This is a genomic window from Chryseobacterium sp. HMWF035 (assembly GCF_003094695.1).
Taxonomy (GTDB): Bacteria; Bacteroidota; Bacteroidia; order Flavobacteriales; family Weeksellaceae; genus Chryseobacterium; species Chryseobacterium gambrini.
Map to the genome: position 1 here is coordinate 1 of NZ_QEHP01000057.1, position 21,645 is coordinate 21,645.

General features: G+C 37.5%; 17 protein-coding genes and 2 riboswitches. Of the genes, 12 read left to right on the plus strand and 5 right to left on the minus strand.

What is annotated here, in order from left to right; genetic code table 11:
- Nucleotides 1–554: 554 nt before the first annotated feature.
- Nucleotides 555–655, plus strand: a riboswitch (TPP riboswitch).
- Between the two features lie 57 nt (nucleotides 656–712).
- The 8 genes from thiS (at nucleotide 713) to DD829_RS09440 (ending at nucleotide 7,605) form a co-directional block, all read left to right on the plus strand.
- A complete protein-coding gene (gene thiS / locus DD829_RS09405) occupies nucleotides 713–919 on the plus strand; it encodes a sulfur carrier protein ThiS (protein ID WP_108408739.1) in 207 nt (68 codons plus the stop codon).
- A gap of 13 nt (nucleotides 920–932) precedes the next feature.
- Nucleotides 933–2,744: a phosphomethylpyrimidine synthase ThiC gene (gene thiC, locus DD829_RS09410; protein ID WP_108408747.1), complete on the plus strand. Its 1,812-nt coding sequence runs from the start codon at nucleotides 933–935 to the stop codon at nucleotides 2,742–2,744.
- The gene (locus DD829_RS09415) at nucleotides 2,741–3,325 is read left to right on the plus strand and encodes a thiamine phosphate synthase (protein WP_108408740.1); all 585 of its coding nucleotides are present in this window, start codon (nucleotides 2,741–2,743) and stop codon (nucleotides 3,323–3,325) included. Before thiC ends, DD829_RS09415 begins: the two co-directional genes overlap by 4 nt.
- The gene (locus DD829_RS09420; RefSeq protein ID WP_108408741.1) at nucleotides 3,301–4,044 is read left to right on the plus strand and encodes a hydroxymethylpyrimidine/phosphomethylpyrimidine kinase; all 744 of its coding nucleotides are present in this window, start codon (nucleotides 3,301–3,303) and stop codon (nucleotides 4,042–4,044) included. The genes DD829_RS09415 and DD829_RS09420 overlap by 25 nt, the downstream gene beginning before the upstream one ends.
- Before the next feature lie 128 nt (nucleotides 4,045–4,172).
- On the plus strand, nucleotides 4,173–4,793 hold the full coding sequence (locus tag DD829_RS09425) for a thiamine phosphate synthase (RefSeq protein WP_108408742.1): 621 nt from the start codon (nucleotides 4,173–4,175) through the stop codon (nucleotides 4,791–4,793).
- A 31-nt stretch (nucleotides 4,794–4,824) separates the two neighbouring features.
- A complete protein-coding gene (locus DD829_RS09430; protein WP_108408743.1) occupies nucleotides 4,825–5,601 on the plus strand; it encodes a thiazole synthase in 777 nt (258 codons plus the stop codon).
- Nucleotides 5,602–5,612: 11 nt separating this feature from the next.
- On the plus strand, nucleotides 5,613–6,731 hold the full coding sequence (gene thiH / locus DD829_RS09435) for a 2-iminoacetate synthase ThiH (protein WP_108408744.1): 1,119 nt from the start codon (nucleotides 5,613–5,615) through the stop codon (nucleotides 6,729–6,731).
- 163 nt (nucleotides 6,732–6,894) lie between these two features.
- On the plus strand, nucleotides 6,895–7,605 hold the full coding sequence (locus DD829_RS09440) for a HesA/MoeB/ThiF family protein (RefSeq protein ID WP_108408745.1): 711 nt from the start codon (nucleotides 6,895–6,897) through the stop codon (nucleotides 7,603–7,605).
- 331 nt (nucleotides 7,606–7,936) lie between these two features.
- Here the strand turns inward: DD829_RS09440 and DD829_RS09445 are convergent, their stop codons facing one another.
- The 4 genes from DD829_RS09445 to DD829_RS09460 form a co-directional block, all read right to left on the minus strand.
- Nucleotides 7,937–10,156 (minus strand): outer membrane beta-barrel protein, encoded by a 2,220-nt coding sequence (locus DD829_RS09445; protein ID WP_108408746.1) that lies wholly within the window; start codon nucleotides 10,154–10,156, stop codon nucleotides 7,937–7,939.
- A gap of 67 nt (nucleotides 10,157–10,223) precedes the next feature.
- On the minus strand, nucleotides 10,224–10,718 hold the full coding sequence (locus DD829_RS09450) for a hypothetical protein (protein WP_076393713.1): 495 nt from the start codon (nucleotides 10,716–10,718) through the stop codon (nucleotides 10,224–10,226).
- A gap of 110 nt (nucleotides 10,719–10,828) precedes the next feature.
- A complete protein-coding gene (locus DD829_RS09455; RefSeq protein WP_076393711.1) occupies nucleotides 10,829–13,099 on the minus strand; it encodes an aconitate hydratase in 2,271 nt (756 codons plus the stop codon).
- Nucleotides 13,100–13,389: 290 nt separating this feature from the next.
- A complete protein-coding gene (locus DD829_RS09460) occupies nucleotides 13,390–16,173 on the minus strand; it encodes a bifunctional aconitate hydratase 2/2-methylisocitrate dehydratase (protein ID WP_108409542.1) in 2,784 nt (927 codons plus the stop codon).
- Nucleotides 16,174–16,478: 305 nt separating this feature from the next.
- On the opposite strand from DD829_RS09460, the gene DD829_RS09465 reads away from it, so the two are divergent.
- The 4 genes from DD829_RS09465 to DD829_RS09480 all read left to right on the plus strand — a co-directional run bounded on the left by DD829_RS09465 (nucleotide 16,479) and on the right by DD829_RS09480 (nucleotide 21,207).
- The gene (locus tag DD829_RS09465) at nucleotides 16,479–17,249 is read left to right on the plus strand and encodes a WG repeat-containing protein (RefSeq protein ID WP_108409541.1); all 771 of its coding nucleotides are present in this window, start codon (nucleotides 16,479–16,481) and stop codon (nucleotides 17,247–17,249) included.
- A 126-nt stretch (nucleotides 17,250–17,375) separates the two neighbouring features.
- Nucleotides 17,376–17,464: riboswitch (TPP riboswitch) on the plus strand.
- Nucleotides 17,465–17,568: 104 nt separating this feature from the next.
- On the plus strand, nucleotides 17,569–19,686 hold the full coding sequence (locus DD829_RS09470) for a TonB-dependent receptor (RefSeq protein WP_108409540.1): 2,118 nt from the start codon (nucleotides 17,569–17,571) through the stop codon (nucleotides 19,684–19,686).
- Nucleotides 19,687–19,915: 229 nt separating this feature from the next.
- Nucleotides 19,916–20,692, plus strand: coding sequence for a hypothetical protein (locus DD829_RS09475; protein ID WP_108409539.1), 777 nt, complete (start codon nucleotides 19,916–19,918; stop codon nucleotides 20,690–20,692).
- Nucleotides 20,680–21,207, plus strand: coding sequence for an acyl-CoA thioesterase (locus DD829_RS09480; protein WP_087708285.1), 528 nt, complete (start codon nucleotides 20,680–20,682; stop codon nucleotides 21,205–21,207). The genes DD829_RS09475 and DD829_RS09480 overlap by 13 nt, the downstream gene beginning before the upstream one ends.
- Here DD829_RS09480 and DD829_RS09485 read toward each other — a convergent pair.
- Nucleotides 21,197–21,556, minus strand: coding sequence for a DUF1648 domain-containing protein (locus DD829_RS09485; protein WP_108409538.1), 360 nt, complete (start codon nucleotides 21,554–21,556; stop codon nucleotides 21,197–21,199). The genes DD829_RS09480 and DD829_RS09485 overlap by 11 nt on opposite strands.
- Nucleotides 21,557–21,645: the final 89 nt, after the last annotated feature.

Consider the following 21,645-nt stretch of genomic DNA (forward strand, 5'->3'; position numbering starts at 1 on the left):
AACAATCTGGGATACAAAACTGCTAAAAGACGTATCGCTATGGAGCTAAGGGATATGATTACAGCTGTATTAATCATTTTTGCAGGAGGAAATCCAGAAAAGAGCTCAGACAGACCGCTCAATCGGGGCTAGATTGCGGTCTTTTGTTTTCAGTATTTGCATTAATATCAGAAAACATCCGCACAATCTGCAAAATCAGCGAGAGATATAAAAATCAGTTCATAAAAGAATATTTTCAAGCTTCGCGTAGCAAATATATTTGCCTTTGCTTACTAAACTAAGGATCCTGAATAAGAATTCTTTGCGGTTAAATAAAACATCTGCATCATCCGCAAAATCAGCGAGAGATATAAAATTAAAAATCAATTCAAAAAAGAATATTTTCCAAGCTTCGCGCCGCAAATACATTTGCCTCTGCTTACTAAACTAAGAATCCTCAATAAGAATTCTTTGCGTTAAAATTAAAACATCTTTGTCATTAGCAAAATCAAAAACTTCAGACTTTCCTCCTTCACAAAAAATTTTGCCCATTTCAAAAAAATGTCTAACTTCGTCCCATACTTTAGGGGTGTCTGTTGAACAAACGGGCTGAGAATTTACCCTTTGAACCTGATTTCTAGATCATACTAGCGTAGGGAAAAGTGAGATGACTTTGCTGTACATTCTATTGTACAATAATGGGCATTCCTAAAGTGTTTTTAAAAATTTAGGAATGGAGCTCACAATCAATCACACGACAAAAAAGTTCGAAAAACTTCCCGAAAATCTGGAAGCGCTTCTTGCTATGGAATTACCTGAAAAGAAAAAAGGAATTGCTGTAGCACTCAACAACCGTATCATTCCCCAGTCATTCTGGGCGGAAACATTTCTCAACGACAAAGATTCAGTTTTAATTATCACAGCCACTCAGGGTGGTTAAAAAAAATATTTTTATGGCTCATAACATCACACGTTCACCATTTCCGAACTCAAAAAAAATCTATGTTGAAGGGAAAATTCACCCGATCCATGTAGCGATGCGCGAAATCCAGCTTAGTCCGACAAAACTAAGCAACGGAAAAATGGATGAAAATCCTCCTGTTACCATTTATGATACATCAGGACCTTATACCGACGAAAATTTTGAGATCAATATAGAAAAAGGACTTCCAAGAATCCGCGAACAGTGGATTTTAAACAGGAATGACGTGGAAATTCTTGACGGAATCACTTCTGAATACGGAAAAGCCCGCCTTGCAGATTCAAAATTAGATCAACTTCGCTTTTCATATAATCATAAACCTAAAGTAGCCAAAGAAGGTAAAGAAGTCACCCAGTTGTATTACGCAAAACAGGGCATCATCACTCCCGAAATGGAATATATTGCCATCAGAGAAAATCAAAGAATTGAGCAATTGGATTCCGTTTCAAAAGAAATGGCTTTCCAACATCCGGGAAACAGTTTCGGTGCAAAAACACCAAAGAATAAAATTACACCTGAATTTGTAAGAGACGAAATCGCAGCCGGAAGAGCCATTATTCCCAACAACATCAATCATCCCGAAAGCGAACCTATGATTATCGGGCGGAATTTTTTAGTTAAAATTAATGCCAACATCGGAAACAGTGCCGTTTCGTCAAGCATTGAAGAAGAAGTGGAAAAAGCAGTCTGGGCTTGTCGATGGGGCGCAGATACGATTATGGACTTATCAACCGGAAAAAACATCCACGAAACCAGAGAGTGGATCATTAGAAACAGTCCGGTTCCCATTGGTACCGTTCCCATTTATCAGGCTTTGGAAAAAGTAAAAGGCATTGCAGAAGATTTAACGTGGGAGATTTTTAAAGATACCTTGATCGAACAGGCAGAACAGGGCGTTTCTTACTTCACAATCCACGCAGGAGTTTTACTGAGATATATCCATTTAACAGCAAAACGGGTGACAGGAATTGTTTCCAGAGGGGGTTCAATTATGGCAAAATGGTGCTTATTTCATCACAAAGAAAACTTCTTATATACACACTTCGAGGAAATCTGCGAAATCATGAAAAAATATGACGTTGCCTTTTCTTTGGGTGATGGTCTTCGTCCCGGTTCAATTGCCGATGCCAATGACGAAGCGCAGTTTGCAGAGCTTGAAACTTTAGGCGAATTAACGAAAATCGCATGGAAACACAATGTTCAGGTGATGATCGAAGGTCCCGGTCACGTCCCGATGCATATGATTAAAGAAAATATGGAGAAGCAGTTGGAAGTTTGTGCTGAAGCTCCGTTTTACACTTTGGGACCTTTAACAACAGATATTGCACCGGGTTACGACCACATCACTTCAGGAATCGGAGCGGCAATGATCGGTTGGTTTGGTTGTGCCATGTTGTGTTACGTTACGCCGAAAGAACATTTGGGACTCCCGAACAAAGAAGATGTAAAAGTGGGAGTGATTACGTATAAATTGGCGGCTCATGCTGCGGATTTGGCGAAAGGACATCCCGGAGCACAATACAGAGACAATGCGTTGAGTAAAGCGAGATTCGAATTCCGGTGGGAAGATCAGTTCAATCTTTCGTTGGATCCTGAAACCGCGAGATCTTATCACGATGAAACGCTTCCGGCAGACGGAGCAAAAGTAGCTCACTTCTGTTCGATGTGCGGACCCAAATTCTGCTCCATGAAAATTACCCAGGAAATTCGGGAATCTGCCGAACAGGGAATGCTGGATAAATCACAGGAATTCATCGAAAAAGGAAAGGAAATTTATATATGATTATCGTTATCACTTCTGAAGAACTGGTTCAGAATGAAACTGAAATCATCAATGCATTATTTCAGGAAGGATTGGATTTGCTTCATGTCAGAAAACCTTTTATCCATTCAGATGAAATGACGGATTTTATCCAAAACATACATTCTGAATTTCATCACCAATTGGTTTTGCACAGTCATTACGATTTGGCTGAACGTTTTAATATTTCAAGATTTCATTTCAGAGAAATTGACAGACAGAATGAATTGTATAAATCTTTCACAGATCAAACGATTTCCACTTCTGTTCATGATATTAAAACTTTTAATGAATTATCTGAGGATTGGGAATATGCTTTTATCAGTCCGGTTTTTCCGAGTATTTCAAAAAAAGGATACGGAGAAAACTCGAATATTTTGAATGAGATTCAAAAACGGAATCATCCAAACGTAAAACTGATTGCTTTGGGAGGGATTCATGAAAAAAATATCAGCGAAGTTTTCAACAGCAGAGTAGACGGAGTCGCTTTGTTGGGAGCAATTTGGGAGAGCAATAATCCTATAGATATTTTCAAAAAATGCAGAAAGAGCGTCCTTTCGTAATGAGCATTGCCGGTTTCGATCCAAGTGGCGGAGCCGGTGTATTGGCAGATATTAAAACATTTGAACAGTTAAAAGTTCAGGGATTGGCAGTCTGTACGGCAATGACTTTACAAACAGAGTCCGAATTTTATACGCTTCAATGGCAGCCGATAGATGAAATTTTATCAGCGATCAATGTTTTAATGAAAAAATATAAAGTGGAAGCGGTGAAAATCGGAGTGGTAAAAGATGCCAAATTTTTAGCTCAGATTGTAGAAAAACTTAAATCGATTAATCCTGAAGTAAAAATTGTCTGGGATCCGGTTTTAAAAAGCACATCGGAATTTTCTTTTTTTGATTTGAATACCATTTCCGAGCTTAAAAATGTTTTAGACCAGATTGATTTAATCACACCCAACTATTATGAGTACAGCGTTTTGAAAGAACATCATCTTTTTGAACCATCAGAAAATGGATGTTCCGTATTAATAAAAGGCGGACATCGGGAAGATAAAATCGGAACAGATATTTTAATTCAAAACGGGAAAGAAATATTTATTGAACCGAGTGAGGCGTTTTCTGTTTTTTATCCGAAACACGGTTCCGGATGTGTGCTTTCATCTGCAATTGCAAGTCATTTAGCAAACGAAGAAAACTTAGAAAATGCCTGCCGAAAAGGAAAACTGTATATCGAAAAATTTTTAACAAGCAATCCAACTTTACTAGGTTTTCATTCTTAAAATGTATCATTAAAAATCTCTATCATTTGCTGAATGAAATGCCGTTGCGAACGAAAAATATGCAGAAGATTTTTAAAACTAACCTTGCGTCTTCTTCGCGCTAAAAAGAAAATTATATTAAATAAATAATGGAAAAATTACAATACATCTCTCAAGGTTCAAAATTAGAAGATCAGGAGATAAACATCCGAAAAGCTCTTGATTCTGGCGCAAAATGGATTCAGGTTCGCTGGAAAAATACACCCGAAAAAGATTTCATCAGACTCTGTGAAATTTCAAAAAAATTATGTGCAGATTATCAGGCTGTTTGTATCATCAACGATCATGTTCAGATCGCGAAAGACGTTGATGCGGATGGAGTTCATCTGGGATTGAAAGATATGTCGGTAGAAAAGGCTAGACATGTTTTGGGAGAAAATAAAATCATCGGAGGAACAGCCAATACTTTTTCAGATATTCTTCAAAGAATGGTCGAACGCTGCGATTACATCGGATTAGGTCCGTTGAGATTTACTTCCACCAAAGAACAATTAAGTCCGATATTAGGATTCGAAGGTTATGGTGAAATCATCAATAGCTTAAAAGAAAAATCTATTGAGATTCCAAAAATTTTTGCCATTGGCGGAGTGGTTTTGGAGGATATCAAACAGTTACAACAAATCGGAATTTATGGCGTTGCTGTTTCCGGGCAGATTACCAGTCAGCCTTCTGTAATTAATGAATTCAGAAGCATTTTAGAATCCAATTAACGATTACAAACATCTAAATTAAAAAGTAAATATGAAAAATCAACCTTTAAAAATAGCCGACAGAATCTTTGAATCGCGATTATTCTTAGGAACAGGAAAATTCGGAAGCCTGTCGGAAATGACGGATTCCATCATCGCCTCAGAAAGCGAATTGGTAACCATGGCTTTGAAAAGAATCGATGCCCATTCTTCGGAAGACGATATTTTAAGCGCATTAAAACCGACAAAATCTCACCTTTTACCCAATACTTCAGGAGCAAGAACTGCCAAAGAAGCTGTTTTGGCGGCACAGTTGGCAAGAGAAGCACTGGAAACCAACTGGGTGAAACTGGAAATCCATCCCGATCCGAAATATCTGTTACCCGATCCTATTGAAACATTGTATGCAACAGAGGAACTGGCAAAATTAGGGTTTGTCGTGATGCCTTATATTCATGCAGATCCTGTTCTGTGCAAACGTTTGGAAGATGCCGGAACAGCCGTTGTCATGCCTTTAGGAGCGCCAATAGGAACTAATAAAGGACTAAAAACATTGGATTTTTTAGAAATCATTATTGCTCAAAGTAATGTTCCGGTAGTCGTGGATGCGGGAATTGGTGCGCCTTCGGATGCGGCAAAAGCAATGGAAATGGGAGCCGATGCAGTTTTGGTAAATACGGCAATTGCGGTGGCGAAGAATCCGGTAAATATGGCATTGGCATTCAAAGAGGGTGTGATTGCCGGAAGAAGAGCTTTTGAATCCGGTTTGGGCGCAATTTCACATCACGCCGAAGCATCAAGTCCGCTGACTGCCTTTTTATTTGATTAAAATTAAATATAATGAAGAGTTTTAAAGATTTTTTTGAAAAATACCAATGGGATGAGGTAAAAACGAAACTTGAAAAAGTAACATTAACCGATGTTGAAAAAAGTCTTCAGAAAAAGAATAAAACCATAGACGATTTTTTGAATTTTCTGTCGCCGGTTGCGGCTCAAAAACTGGAAGCAATGGCAAAAATGGCTCAACAGCTTACCCAAAAGCGTTTCGGAAAAACCATTCAGTTGTATGCGCCGCTATATTTGAGTAACGAATGTCAGAATATCTGTACTTACTGCGGTTTCAGTCTGGATAATTCCATTAAAAGGAAAACACTTTCTGACACCGAAATTCTGATTGAAGCCTCCGTTTTAAAATCAATGGGCGTGAATCATGTTTTGCTGGTAAGCGGTGAAGCCAATAAAACCGTCGGAATCGATTATTTTCTGAATGCCATACAGCTTTTAAAGCCTCATTTTGCGAATATTTCGATTGAAGTACAGCCTTTATCTGAAGAAGAATACCGACGGGTTCATGAATCAGGAGTACATGCAGTTTTGGTTTATCAGGAAACCTATCATCAGGAAGTTTATAAAGAATATCATCCGAAAGGAAAAAAGTCGAATTTCGAATTTCGTCTGGAAACGCCCGACAGAATTGGAAAAGCCGGAATTCATAAAACAGGACTCGGCGTTTTACTGGGGCTGGAAGATTGGCGGGTGGACAGTTTTTTCAACGCCTTACACATCGATTATCTTCAGAAGCAATACTGGAAAAGCAGATATTCAGTTTCATTTCCGCGCCTCCGACCGGCGGAAGGAATTATTGAACCGAATTTCATCATGTCCGACAGAGATTTATTACAGCTCATCTGTGCTTACCGGATCTGGAATGAAGATTTGGAGATTTCTATTTCCACAAGGGAAAATGAAAAATTCAGAAATAACATTATTTCCTTGGGTGCAACAGCGATGAGTGCCGCTTCTAAAACCAATCCGGGAGGTTATGCGGTAGATAAAGAGTCGTTGGAACAGTTCGTAACCAGTGATGAAAGAAGCATGGGGGAAATCAAAAATAGCATTAAAAAAGCAGGCTACGATCCGGTAATGAAAGATTGGGATGTGGTTTATAGCGGAATTTAAATTAGAAATTTGAACCATTAAGATTTTATTAAGGAGTTAAGTTTAATTAAGAAAATATTTAAAAATATTTTTTTAGTAATTCAGCTTATTTTTATTTGCTTGCAAATACTTAATCTTTCTAAACTCCTTAATAAAATCTTAATGGTTCAAATAAAAATAATCAATGAAAAAAGAAGACATCTTCGGAAGATACAGCCGACAGATTTTCATAGAAGAAATCGGTCTGGAAGGTCAAAGGAAAATAATGAATTCTAAAGTTTTGGTGATTGGAGCCGGAGGTTTGGGAAGCTCAGTTATTCAATATTTGGCTGCTGCAGGTGTCGGAACTTTGAGTGTTGTGGATTTTGATGAGGTGGAACTCCATAATTTAAACCGACAAATTATTCACAATGAAAAAACGGTCGGAATTTCTAAAGTAAAAAGTGCCGAAATGTTTGTCAGAAATCTAAATCATCAAATTAAATTCGTTGGAATTGAACAAAAAATAGATGAATCAAACTCAGAAGAATTGATTTCCGGATTTGATATCATTATTGATGGTTCCGATAATTTTAAAACGAGATATTTAGTTAATGATACCTGTGTACAATTGAAAAAGCCTTTGGTGTATGGAAGTATTCTCGGTTTTTCAGGACAGGTCGCGATTTTTAATTATAATGGCAGCAAAAATTTAAGAGATATTTTTCCGGAACCGCCTTTTGATGAGTCTCTTCCGGATTGCGACAGTTTAGGCGTTTTGGGAGCGTTGCCCGGAATTGTAGGAAGCATGATGGCGAATTTAGCTTTAAAAACAATCACAAATTTACCATTGCAGTTGAATCAACTAACATTGATTGATACATTGAATTGGAGATTCCAGACGATTGATTTCTAGTTTAAACACTAATGACACAAATATTTTTGCACAAACCGCACAAATTTTCGAAGTTTTGGCTAAAGCCTTTCTTTGGGGCATAAAAAAAATCGGATTAAATTCCGCTCGTATCGATTAAACACTAATGACACAAATGTTTTTGCACAAATCGCACAAATTTTTTAAGTTTTGGCTAAAGCCTTTCTTTGGGGCGTAAAAAAAAGCGGACTAAAGTCCGCTCCTATTGATAAAATAAATACTTATTAGTTTCAATTTTGCTTAATCATTATAAATCAAAATTATTCGTGAAATTTGTGTAAAGTATTTGTGCAATTTGTGTTTAAATAAAAAACTACTGTCCCTGCTGCATCACACCGCCATTTTCATCTTTCTTCGTCTGATTCAGAATATTGGCATCTTCTTTTGCCAATTTATTCTTCGTCGGGATTTTGTAATTAACCGATAATCCGAAATTTCTTGAGTCGTATTTCGTTCTCAGCATAACGGTTTCTCCTGAAGGCGGATTGGAGCGAACCTGCATCAATTGTCCGTTGAAAATATCATTGGCAAATACAGAAACCGTCAAACGGTTATCCATAAACTTCTTCGTAAGCGTAAGATCCACAGAATTGTTGAATGGTTTTTCTGCGGTGAAATAAAAATACCCTGCTTTTGGAGTCAGATAACTGTAATTGGCTGTCAGTTTGATCTCTTTCGGTAAAATGATCTGCGTCATCAGATTCAGAATCCAGAATCCTTTATTGTTCAGATTGTCAATATCATGCTTCTGATAACCTGCGTAAATGTACATGAAGTTGATCTTATCCGGATTGAAATTAAACTTCATGATTTCGCTCAGCGGTTTGCTGAAAATCATGAAAGGAACCGGTAATCCAACATTGAAATTGTGGATTTTCATTTCAGAAATATTAATCTGCTCGTTGAACAGATTTTTTCCGTCTTTTCTGATGATCTGCGCTACCTGATTTTTCGCTGAACTTACACTGTATCCGATAAATGCATAATCGAAAGCCGAAATTTTTATTTCATAATTATCAAAAATCGTTGGCTGAAGATTCGGGTTTCCCGTTACCTGCGTATTCGGTCCCTGAAATGTGGTGTTGTTTGGGTTTAAGGCAGAAATACTCGGCAAATTGATCTTTTTATTGTAATTCGCTGCTACGTATACCTGATTCATCAGATTGTACTGAACACTTGCGTTCGGGAACAATTTAAACTTGTTAAAAGGAAGAAGATCTGCCTCAATAAGATTTTTGTTGTTGTAATATCTTGTAACACCGGAAATATCATAATTTTCAGCACGCGTTCCCAAAATAAAATCAAACTTTTTCAGCTTAGCCTGAAACTCCAGATAAGTTGCTGTTGTCTGTCTGGTGTATTCTAAATTCGTGATTCCTTTGCTTTCCGTATCAAAATTCTGATGCTCGTACAATCCTCCCAAACTTACTTTTCCGCCGTCCAAAATCTTTAAAGGCTGAGAATAATCTACCTTAAAATTGGCGATTTCCATATCCGATTTGTTGTTCAGTTTATTAGAAAAAGGAATTCTGGGACTATTTTCAACAGGATTGGTATAAACCACATCTGTAAAAATATTATCCTGAATAAATCTACTGTCGGATTTTGTAAAACCAAACTGGAAATCCAGCTTCTGAGATTTTTCTGTAAAACGTTTCTGATAGGTTACCACAGCTTCCTGTCTTACATTATCGGTATGAGCTGCATCAAAGGATGAAAAATTTCCTTCTCTGATAATATTTGGATTCAGATAATACGGAAGATCAGCAAGTCCGTTGCTGGCTGTATAATTATCATTGTTATTATGGTAAATATCATAATTTAAAAGCAATCTGTCCTGTCCGAGATCAAAAGTAAGCCCGGATTTTGCAAAATATCCTCTTCCTACTCTGTCCGTATTGCTTAACATCAGATTGTCCTGATTGCTGTTCAGCATACTTTCACGGTAATTCTGCCCAACATTCAGTTGCCATCCGAAAATTTTATTTCTCGCATTCAGATTTAAAGAGTTGCTTGTTCTGCTTCTGAATTTATCATAATTCGTAAACGAATAATTTCCGGAATAGGTTGCCGTTAAATATTTATTCGCATTTTTATTGGTAATAATATTCATGATCGCACCGCCTGAAGTGGCAGGAAATTCCGCACCGGGTTGTGTGATCACTTCAATTCGGTCTACAGAATTGGCGGGCATTCCTTCAAGAAAAGAATTTAGCTCATTGGAAGTAATGTTCAAAGGTCTTCCGTTCAAATAAACATCCAGAACTTTTCCCTGATACATCATTCCTGCGATATCGGTAGAAACCAAACCGGGAAGTTTTTTGATGCCTTCCAGAACGTTTCCGTTATTAAGCTGCGGCTGTTCCGAAAAATCGAAAATCGTACGGTCGGCTTTTTGTTCAACGGCTTTTTTAGTTTTGGTGATGGTTACTCCTTCAATTTGTTTTTCTTTGGTTACCTGGTTATTCGTTTTTTCCTGGGCAAAAGAAAAGATGCTGCCCAAAAGTGATAACGCAATAATTGCTTTTTTCATAATGTCTTTCTGATATTCTATTAGACAATGAAAAAAGTACTTTTGTTACATTTTTATTCACTTAAATTTAAAATCTATACCCTGCTGAAATAAAGAGGCGGAATAATCCACCATACTGATCTCTGTCTGAAGCAGATAAATTTTTAACAATTCCGGCTTCCAGACCAGCTTCCACAAAGAGATTTGATAGAAATACATATTTTTCTCCAACTCCGGCTCCGATTCCTAAAGATGATCCCCATTTCTCATTATTTAAAGTCTGACCATTATCGTCAAGCGGAGAATATTTGTTTCTGTTGTAAATAGCTAATGCTTCAATAAAAAAATCTTTTGCAATACCTTCATTGTCTGTGTAAAATCTATAATATGGCATAACCGTATATTTTTCTTTCCATTGGTATATAAAATAACTTCCTATTCCGGCATTGTAATTAATAATTCGTTCATATCCAATATCAATTCTTGATTTAAATATTCCAAAGGCATTAATTTTTACTTCGTTGTTTTCCTGAGCGAAAGAGAGTAGAGGAAGAAACGATAAAAGCAGTAAAAGTTTTTTCATAGTTCAGTTTTACTCTTAGTTTTTAAAGCCTAAAAATAAGCTAAATCAATATAAAACAAAAAGCAACTTCAATCTGAAGTTGCTTTTTTATGATTAATTATATCTAACAATTAATTTTTCTCCTGTTGTTTGATCAGATTCAAAGCAGAACCTGCCTTAAACCAGTCAATTTGCTGATCGTTGTAAGTGTGGTTTGCCATAACAATATCCTTCGTGCCATCTGAATGGATGAATTCTAAAGTCAGTTGTTTTCCCGGAGCAAACTGATCAAGATCCAGGAAGTTGATCACATCATCTTCCAGAATTTTATCATAATCTGCTTCATTGGCAAAAGTAATTCCCAACATTCCCTGTTTTTTCAGGTTGGTTTCATGAATTCTTGCAAACGATTTTACCAAAACAGCTTTTACGCCCAAATGTCTCGGTTCCATTGCTGCGTGTTCTCTTGAAGAACCTTCCCCGTAGTTTTGGTCTCCCACAACGATGGATGGAATTCCTGCGGCTTTATAATCTCTCTGTACAGCAGGAACTTCTCCGTATTCTCCTGTAAGCTGATTTTTAACTTTATTGGTTTCCATGTTGAACGCATTAACTGCTCCGATCAACATATTATTTGAAATATTATCAAGGTGACCTCTGTATTTCAGCCATGGTCCAGCCATAGAAATGTGGTCGGTAGTGCATTTTCCAAAAGCTTTTATTAAAAGTCTTGCTCCTGTAATATTTTTGCCATCCCAAGCCGGAAATTCTTCCAGTAACTGAAGTCTGTCTGAAGTTGGGCTTACATTTACCTGAACAGAAGATCCGTCTTCAGAAGGCGCCTGATAACCATTGTCATCCACAGCGAATCCTTTTTCCGGTAATTCAAAACCTTTAGGCTCGTCTAATTTAATCTGCTCTCCGGCTTCGTTGGTTAAAGTATCGGTAATCGGATTAAAATCCAGTCTGCCCGAAATTGCCACAGCCGCTACCATTTCCGGAGAAGCTACGAAAGCGTGGGTATTTGGATTTCCGTCTGCTCTTTTTGCAAAGTTTCTGTTGAAAGAGTGAATGATCGAATTCTTTTCACCTTTTTCAGCGCCTTCTCTGTCCCATTGTCCGATACAAGGTCCGCAGGCGTTTGTAAAGATTCTTGCATTCTCAAATTTTCTGAATGAATTCAGGAAACCGTCTCTTTCTGCGGTAAATTTCACCTGCTCAGAACCCGGATTAATTCCTAAAATAGCTTTTGGTTTTACTCCTTTTGCTACTGCGTCTTCCACGATAGAAGCTGCTCTTGATAAATCTTCGTAGGACGAATTGGTACAAGAGCCAATCAATGCCCATTCTACTTCTAAAGGCCATCCGTTGGCTTCTGCTTTTGCTCTGAATTCAGAAACAGGCGTTGCCAAATCCGGAGTGAAAGGTCCGTTTAAGTGAGGAGTCAGTTCAGAAAGATTAATTTCAATTAGCTGATCAAAATACTGTTCAGGATTTGCATACACTTCAGGATCTCCTGTTAAATGTTCTGCAATCTGATCTGCCGCATCTACAACATCCTGTCTTCCGGTAGACGAAAGGTATCTTCTCATGGAATCATCATACCCGAAAGTAGAAGTCGTTGCTCCGATTTCCGCTCCCATGTTACATATGGTTCCTTTACCTGTCGCTGAAAGAGATTGTGCTCCTTCTCCGAAATATTCTACGATGCAGCCTGTTCCTCCTTTTACAGTAAGAATTCCTGCCACTTTTAAAATTACGTCCTTTGCGGAAGTCCAGCCGGACATTTTACCGGTTAGTTTTACCCCGATTAGTTTAGGCATTTTAAGTTCCCAAGCCATTCCCGCCATTACATCTACTGCATCTGCGCCGCCAACTCCGATGGCAACCATTCCTAAACCTCCTGCGTTTACGGTATGAGAGTCCGTTCCGATCATCATTCCTCCCGGGAAAGCATAGTTTTCCAGTACAACCTGATGGATAATTCCGGCTCCCGGTTTCCAGAAACCGATTCCGTACTTATCACAAACCGAACTCAGGAAATTGAAAACTTCCGAGTTTTTGTTGATACCTTCCTGTAAATCTGCTTCTGCACCTACTCTTGCCTGAATAAGGTGATCGGCGTGAGCGGTAGAAGGAACAGCCACTTTTGCTTTTCCTGCCTGCATAAACTGTAGCAGCGCCATTTGTGCCGTTGCATCCTGCATCGCTACTCTGTCCGGTGCGAAATCTACATAAGAATTTCCTCTTTCGTGTGCCTGTGTTGCGTTTCCTTCCCAAAGGTGGGTGTAAAGGATTTTTTCTGAAAGGGTAAGAGGTTTTCCCACTACTTTTCTTGCCGCAGCAATTCTTTCCGGGTAACGCTCGTACACTTTTTTGATCATATCAATATCAAAAGTCATATCTGAATTTATTTTTCTTCTGTTTTAATTATTTGCTCTTTGCTATTAAATTAATTAACATCATTAAATTATCAAATTCTATTCCTGTATGCTTTTAAAAAGGATAAAAAATGATAAATAATTCTGAAATTTCCAACCTTCAAGTTAAGAAAAAATAAAATTTTTGTGATTGATCTAAGTTAAAATAATTTTTGCAGATCTTTAAATGGAAAGATTCTACATCTTTACGAGTAAAATCTTTCAATTCTATAAATTGTTAAAACAGCCTTTACGGCTTATCTGTAAGCTTTTTAGTGAGCGCTTGTACTTGTAAGTTCTTTAATAGAAGGAACGAAAGTAGTAAGGTCGATCCCTTCAACCGCTGTTTTATACTCATCGATGCTAGGAATTCTTCCCATAATCGCAGAAAGTACAACCACCGGAGTTGAAGCTAATAGAGATTCTCCTTTTTTACGTTCAGAATCTTCAACCACTCTGCCTTGGAAAAGACGTGTAGAAGTGGCTAAAACCGTATCTCCTTTTGCTGCTTTTTCCTGATTCCCCATACAAAGGTTACATCCCGGTCTTTCAAGATACATCATGTTTTTGTATTCAACACGTGCTTCGCCTTTAGGAGCATTATCGTCAAACTCAAAACCTGAATATTTCTCTAAAAATTCCCAGTCACCTTCAGCTTTTAATTCATCAATGATGTTATAGGTAGGAGCAGCCACCACAAGCGGTGCTTTAAATTCTACGGTACCGTTTTGTTTTTCAATGTTTTTAAGCATCTGAGAAACAATTTTAAGATCTCCTTTGTGAACCATACAAGATCCTACGAAACCAAGATCTACTTTTTTCTCACCACCATAATACGTTAAATCTCTGATGGTATCGTGCGTATATCTTTTAGAAACATCTTCGTTGTTTACATCCGGATCGGCGATCATCGGTTCTACGATGGCATCAAGATCTACAACAACTTCAGCGTAATATTTAGCATTGGAATCAGGAGTCAGAGCAGGTTTTTCACCGGATCTGATTTCCTCAATTCTTTTATTAGCCTTGTCAATTAATCCCTGAAGAACCTGATTGTGGTTATCCATTCCTTTATCGATCATAATCTGGATTCTGCTTTTTGCAATTTCCAGAGACTCGATTAAAGTAGCATCTTCAGAAATATTGATGGAAGCTTTTGCTTTCATTTCAGCCGTCCAGTCTGTGAAGGTAAATGCCTGATCTGCAGGAAGTGTTCCGATGTGAACTTCAATAATTCTTCCCTGAAATACGTTCTCTCCTCCGAACTGTTTCAGCATCTGAGCCTGAGTTGCATGAACCACATCACGGAAATCCATATGCTCTTTCATGGTTCCTTTGAATGTAACTTTTACAGATTCCGGAATTGGCATTGAAGCTTCTCCCGTTGCCAAAGCAAGGGCAACAGTTCCTGAGTCTGCTCCGAAAGCAACTCCTTTAGACATTCTCGTGTGAGAATCTCCTCCGATGATGATTGCCCATTCGTCTACGGTAATATCGTTAAGAACTTTGTGAATAACGTCCGTCATCGCGTGATATTCGCCTTTCGGGTCACGTGCAGTGATCAAACCGAATTCGTTCATGAATTTCATTAATTTAGGAATATTAGCCTGTGCTTTTTTATCCCAAACTGAAGCGGTGTGACATCCGGACTGGTAAGCTCCGTCTACTACCGGAGAAATTACCGTTGCAGCCATAGATTCCAGTTCCTGAGCGGTCATTAAACCTGTAGTATCCTGAGAACCTACGATGTTTACTTTCACACGTACATCAGATCCTGCATGTAAGATTTTACCCGGAGTTTTCCCTACTGCATTTCTGTTGAAGATTTTTTCAACCGCAGTAAGACCTTGTCCTTCGTGAGAAATTTCTTTAGAAGGTGCAAAAACAACCGGAGCTTCGATGCCTAAAACTTCAGCAGCGAATGTCTGTAATTTTTTACCGAACACGATAGCGTAAGATCCACCCGCTTTAATGAATTCCATTTTCTGCGGTGTGAAAGATTTTGTAAGATCGATAAGTTCCTGATCTCCGTTGTATAATTTTTTCTCTTTGGTATTGATGGTTAAAACCGTTCCCGTTGCAACAGAATAAGTCTGCTCAAGAATAGGTTCGCCTTCTTCGTTAAGAACAGCTTTTCCGTTTTCGTCTACTTTCTTTACCCAGTTTTTAAGATCGATTCCGATACCTCCGGTTACGTCTACTGTTGTAAGGAAAATTGGTGAAATTCCGTTGGTACCTCCAACGATAGGGGCAATATTTACGAAAGGAATATAAGGACTTGCCTGTTTTCCTGTCCAGAGTGCAACGTTGTTTACACCGGACATACGCGAAGAACCAACTCCCATTGTTCCTTTTTCTGCGATAAGCATTACACTTGCATCCGGATGTTTTGCCTGTAAAGCTTTGATTTCTTCCTGCGCCTGAGGCGTAATCATGCATTTACCGTGTAATTCGCGGTCTGATCTTGAGTGTGCCTGATTACCCGGAGAAAGTAAGTCGGTAGAAATGTCTCCTTCACCTGCGATGAAAGTAACCACTTTAATTTCTTCAGCAACTTCAGGAAGTTTTGTAAAGAATTCTGCCTTTGCATAGCTTTCCAGAATTTCTTTTGCAATTTCGTGCCCAGTATTGAAGGCTTCCTTCAGACGGGTTGTATCTGCTTCATATAGGAAAACCTGTGTTTTCAGTACTTCTGCAGCCTGTCTTGCGATATTTTCATCGTTTCCTAAAGCCAGATCCAGCAATACTTCGATAGATTTTCCACCTTTCATGTGGGATAACAATTCGAAAGCAAAAACCGGAGAGATTTCTTCTACTACAGATTCACCAAGAATAATTTCTTTTAAAAATTTAGCTTTTACACCGGCTGCACTCGTAGTTCCGGGTAATGTGTTGTAAATAAAAAATTTAAGAGAATCAGCCCTGTATTCGTTTGCTGTATCTTTAATCTGTGCGATGATCTCGCTTAATAATTCTGCACTGTCAATCGGCTTTGGATGAAGCCCCTGAGTTTTTCTTTCTTCAATCTCTTGGATGTAATCCTGATAAATATTCATAATAATAGAAATCTTTTCAATCTTAATCGGATGATAATCAATCTTATTCTAAGGAAGATTATCATCGTGTGTTTTCCGGCAGAGTTATTATTTTTTTGTTTATTTGATCTAAGCAAGAAGCTGAAATTTTTAGATAGAATATTAAAAATGACTTCTTTAAGACATCTGTCATAATAAATGCCTGAAAACGTGCCCAAATTTACGGAATTTTACAATTTTTTCAAGTTTAAATTATTTAGATTCTTTATAAATATGTATTTTATATTTTCTATTTTTGGCGATATTTTTGCAAACAATTGATGATTATGAAAAATGTAGCTTCGGTTTTATTCCTTTTTATTTCGGTTTTTGTTTTTTCTCAGGCTAAAACAGTGAAGAAATTGCCTTCGAAGACAGGTTCTAAAACTGCGGTTAAAAAATCATCAGAAAAGGCAAAGCTTAATAGCAATTTTCCGATCATCAACGAAGAGCTTCCGCTTTTAATCCCGAAAAAACAGGATGGTAAATTCGGATATGTGAACCAAAAAGGAAAATTCATCATCCAGCCGGAATATCACATTGCGGTATTTTTCTATGAAGACTGTAATCTTCTGAACTCTCCAAATGTAAAACTCAGAAAATTCGGGACTGCGGATTATGCGACGGTAGAAAAAGATGAAATTTCTTACCGTGTCGACAGAACAGGCAAAAGGGTGTATCAGTATAAACAGTCCGATTTGGCAAAATGTCCTCACAAAGAATATGTTCAGCAGCTTTTTCAGGTGTATACGATGAATGGTTTTTTCGGAATTATCGAAAAAGCAACGTTTGAAAATCCTTATGATTATAAGCAGTTTAAAATTTATCCTCAATACGACTATCTTTTTATTTTAGAAGGCGATGATGTTGCCAATCCCATGATTATTGCTTCAAAAAATAATGTTTTCGGAGTGGTGGATGTGAATGGAAAGGTGATTATTCCGTTTGAATATTCTGATATTAAACGAAATTTTAGCTGGAAGCTTGGTAAAATGTTCGAGGTTTCAAAAGACAGTAAGAATTATTACTATGTAGATTCGCAGAATAAGACTTATTAGATTTAAACACGAATTGCACGAATCTTTTACAAATAGCACAAACCTTTAATCAAAATGATCTTGGTGAAAAAATAGGTTGAAAAACGTAATTTCCTACAGTTGGTAAATTTTTCGTAATTTCGCGGCTGAAATAAAGGGGTGCTGTAGCAAGCTGAGATTATACCCAATGAACCTGGAACGGGTAATGCCGTTTAGGGAAATTAAAAATGAGCAATAGGTAATGAGCAATGAGTAATCCTCATCATATTACTTATTACCGATTACTAATTACTCATCATAATCCGCCCCTTTTATTCATTAAATTTTAAAGATTTATAGAATGAAAGGATTATTTTTTTTAGGGCTTACCGTTGGCTCTTTCGCTTTTTTACAGGCACAGAATTCCGATTCCCTGAAAGTAAGGGAAATTGAAGCTGTTAATTTTACCAAAAGACTTCCTGTTGCCAAAGAAATCATCAATGTCCAGAAAGATTTGGACAGCAGAAATTTAGGACAGGATCTCCCGATTTTACTGAAGAATCAGACTTCCATCATTTCAACTTCAGATGCCGGAAACGGAGTGGGGTATACAGGATTCCGGATTCGTGGTGTTGCGGGAAGTGCCATCAATGTCATGATGAACGGCGTTCCGTACAATGATTCCGAAAGTCAGGGAACGTTTTTCGTGAATGTTCCGGATCTTACGAGTTCGGCATCACAGATTTTAATTCAGAGAGGGGTGGGAACTTCCAATAATGGTTCTGCAGCTTTTGGAGCAAGTATCAATGTACTTTCCAAAGATCCTGAAGAGAAGTTTTACTTTAAAACAGACGACAGTTACGGATCTTTCAACACCTATAAATACTCTGCAGAGATAGGTTCCGGAAAATTCTGGGGAAACCGTCTTTCTGTAATGGGAAGATATACCCACATCAATTCTGACGGATATATAGACCGCGCTTTTTCAAAATTAAATTCTTACAATCTGACCGCTTTGTATGAGGAAGGAAATACAAGAATTCGTCTGATGGCTTTCGGAGGAAAAGAAAAAACCTATCAGGCGTGGAACGGAATCGACCGGAAAACATGGGAAACCGATCCTAAATTTAATTATTCGGGAGCAATTTACGACCCAAACTGGGAAAACATCGTCGGATTTTACGATAACGAAACGGATAATTACCGACAAAATCATTATCAGTTGCTTTGGGAGCAGAAATTTAATGCTCAATGGAATTTAGAAACAACGGTACATTACACCAAAGGAAAAGGATATTATGAAAATTATAAGCAGGACGCTAAATTTTCGAAATATAATCTTCCTAACTTCATCAACGGTTCTCAAACCTTGACGAGAACAGATTTCATCAGAAAAAAATGGCTGGATAACGATTTTTATGGAGTTGTTTCCACGCTTTACGGAAAATTGGGAACTGTTGATGTGAACTTCGGAGCTGTTGCCAATCAATACTACGGAAGACATTTCGGAAATGTAACGGGCGTTTTTCTTCCTCAGATTGATGAACATGAATATTACAGAAACCGCTCTGTAAAAAATGAAATTTCAGGTTTTGCTAAAGCACTGGTAAGAATGAATGATTTTGAATTTTTCGGAGATCTGCAATTGAGAAATGTAGATTACGATACAAAAATCATCACGGCTGGAGATGGAGAAGGCGCTGATTTAAATAAAAACTGGCTGTTCTTTAATCCCAAAGCGGGAATCAATTATAAAATTTCAGCAGGAAAAATTTTCGTTTCCTATGCACATGCACACCGCGAACCGAACAGAGATGATCTTTTGGCAAACAATGAAGTGAAGGCAGAAAAGCTGCACGATTTCGAAGCCGGAGTAGAAAAGCAGTTCGGAAAAGTATCTTTTACCGCGAACTTATATTATATGTATTATGTAAATCAGTTGGTTTTAAATGGCGAACTGAATAATGTGGGTGCTTTCATCAGAACGAATTCCGGAAAAAGCTACAGAAGCGGAATCGAGCTTGGAGCTTTGGCAAAGCTTTCCAAACAGTGGGAACTTTCCGGAAATGTGAGTTTCAGCAACAACAGGAATTTAGATTTTAAAGTGGAAACAGAAACGGGTGTTAAAGATCTCGGAAATACGCAGATTTCTTTTTCTCCGGATGTGATTGCCAATTTAGGGTTAAAATTCAATCCGACACAGAATTTCCAGTTTTCATTGATGAATCAGTATGTCGGAAAACAATATCTGGATAATTCGGAAGATGAAAATTTACAGCTTAAAGATTATTTTTTAACCGATTTTAATGCGCAGTACCAGTTTAAAATTAAAAATAATGAGATTGCTCTGAAGCTTTTGGTTAATAATTTATTCAATAAAAAGTATGTGAACAACGGAGCTGTTTATGACGGCTCTCCGTATTATTTTTCTCAGGCAGGAACGAATTTTATGTTTGGGATCAGCTGGAAAATTCAGTAAACAGTCAGGCTATATTTAAGATTAATTATAGAATGTAAAGTTAGATTTAAGACTGCTTCGGCAGTCTTTTTTATTGTATTTCAATAGCAACGGGCTTTAGTCCAAAATTAAATTCTGTAAGATTGGCTTTAGCCAAAAATGTAATTCATAATTCCAATAATTTTAAACACAAATTCATAATCAATAAATCTCTCAAAAAGTCGTGAAAAAGTCATAAATTTGCTGCCAAATGAATATTTCAGCTTACATTTTAGAATATTTGAAACAATTCGGGACCGTTATTGTTCCGGATTTTGGCGTTTTTTCTTTGGAAAATTCCAAAGCCATTATCAATTCCGAAAATGGGAGCATTCTTCCTCCTGCAAGCAAAATCGTTTACAGTTCCGATTATGATGTGAAGTCTGATGATTTGGCATCTTTTATTGCGGGGCAGAAACAGATAACTCTGGAAGCTTCAAAAGCAGATCTTCAGATTCAGACCGATTTTTGGAAGAAAAAACTGCAGGCAGATCAGACCCTTGAAATTCAGGGATTGGGAGTATTGTTTGTAGAAGACGGCAAAACGCATTTCAAAGGAAACAGACTGCAGTCGGATCATCCGGATTTTTATGGTCTTGAAGAAATTAAGATTTCCGATATCAGCAATAAAAACACTCAGTCAGAAACTTCTTTGAATACCGAAAAAGATTATCAGTTTAATAAATCTATTCTTTGGGCTTTTCTGGTTATCATCCCGATTTTAGGAATCGTATACGTCGCATACACGCAGCAGGAACTTCTTTTCGGAGAGAAATCTTTTGACAAAGCTAATATCTCTGTACAGACAAAAACACACAGAATTCAGGATACTGTAAAAGCTCAGCCAAAAATAATGAATCCTGCTCCGGTTGCAGATTCTTTAAAGAAAGATTCTGTGGTTCCAAAAGCGGTTCAGCCTGCAGTGCAAAATGCGGCAAAAGTTCCGGCAACTCAAAACAACACTAAGACAACGAAATGGCAAAAATAAAAAAGGCGTCAGAATCTCTGACGGTGATGACGAATATTGTACTTCCGAATGACACCAACCAATTGAGAAACCTTTTCGGAGGAGAACTATTGGCAAGAATGGACCGATGTGCTTCGATTTCCGCAACAAGACATTGCGAAAGAAGAGTCGTAACGGCATCCGTAAATCACGTTTCATTCGATCATCCGATTCCAGAAGGAGGAATTGTTGTGATGGAATCCAAAGTTTCCAGAGCTTTTTCCACCTCAATGGAAATTTATGTAGATGTTTGGCTGGATGATCCGATCAATCATAAAAAAATTCAGACCAACAAAGGAATTTATACCTTCGTAGCGGTAGATGAGTTCAACAGACCGATCCCGATTCCTGATATGGAACCTGAAACAGATCTTGAAAAAGAACGATATGCAGCAGCACTGAGAAGAAAAGAACTTTCCCTGATTCTGTCCGGAAGAATGAAACCCTCTGAATCTATTGAGCTTAAAAAGCTTTTCCAAGAAGATACTACGGCATAATTTCTTTCAAAGACAATCCGCAGAATACTACAGTTATCAATACAGATAGAACCGACAGAAATATTTGTCGGTTTTTTATTGCTGCTTCCAATGATGATTCTAAATATTCATCCGTTTTTCTGAACATTTTTTCAGAAAAGAGTAAGATTAAACCAATAAAAATTAAAATGATGGCATTAATTGCTGCTTCAAACCACAGAAAAATTTTACTCCCAAAACAATCTGCACCTTCAGAAGAATAGTGAATTGGAATCGTTTCATGAATTGAAGAAAATTTTACCGCTAAAAAAATTAGGTAACCCAAAAACAGCAAAATGGAGAAACTGAAAATGACTTTATATAATTTCATTTTGATGGAAAAATTGAAAAATTCTATTTCACAAAAGCGGTTTCTAAAACTTTGAATCTTACCTTTGCATCAGCAAATATAAAGAATTA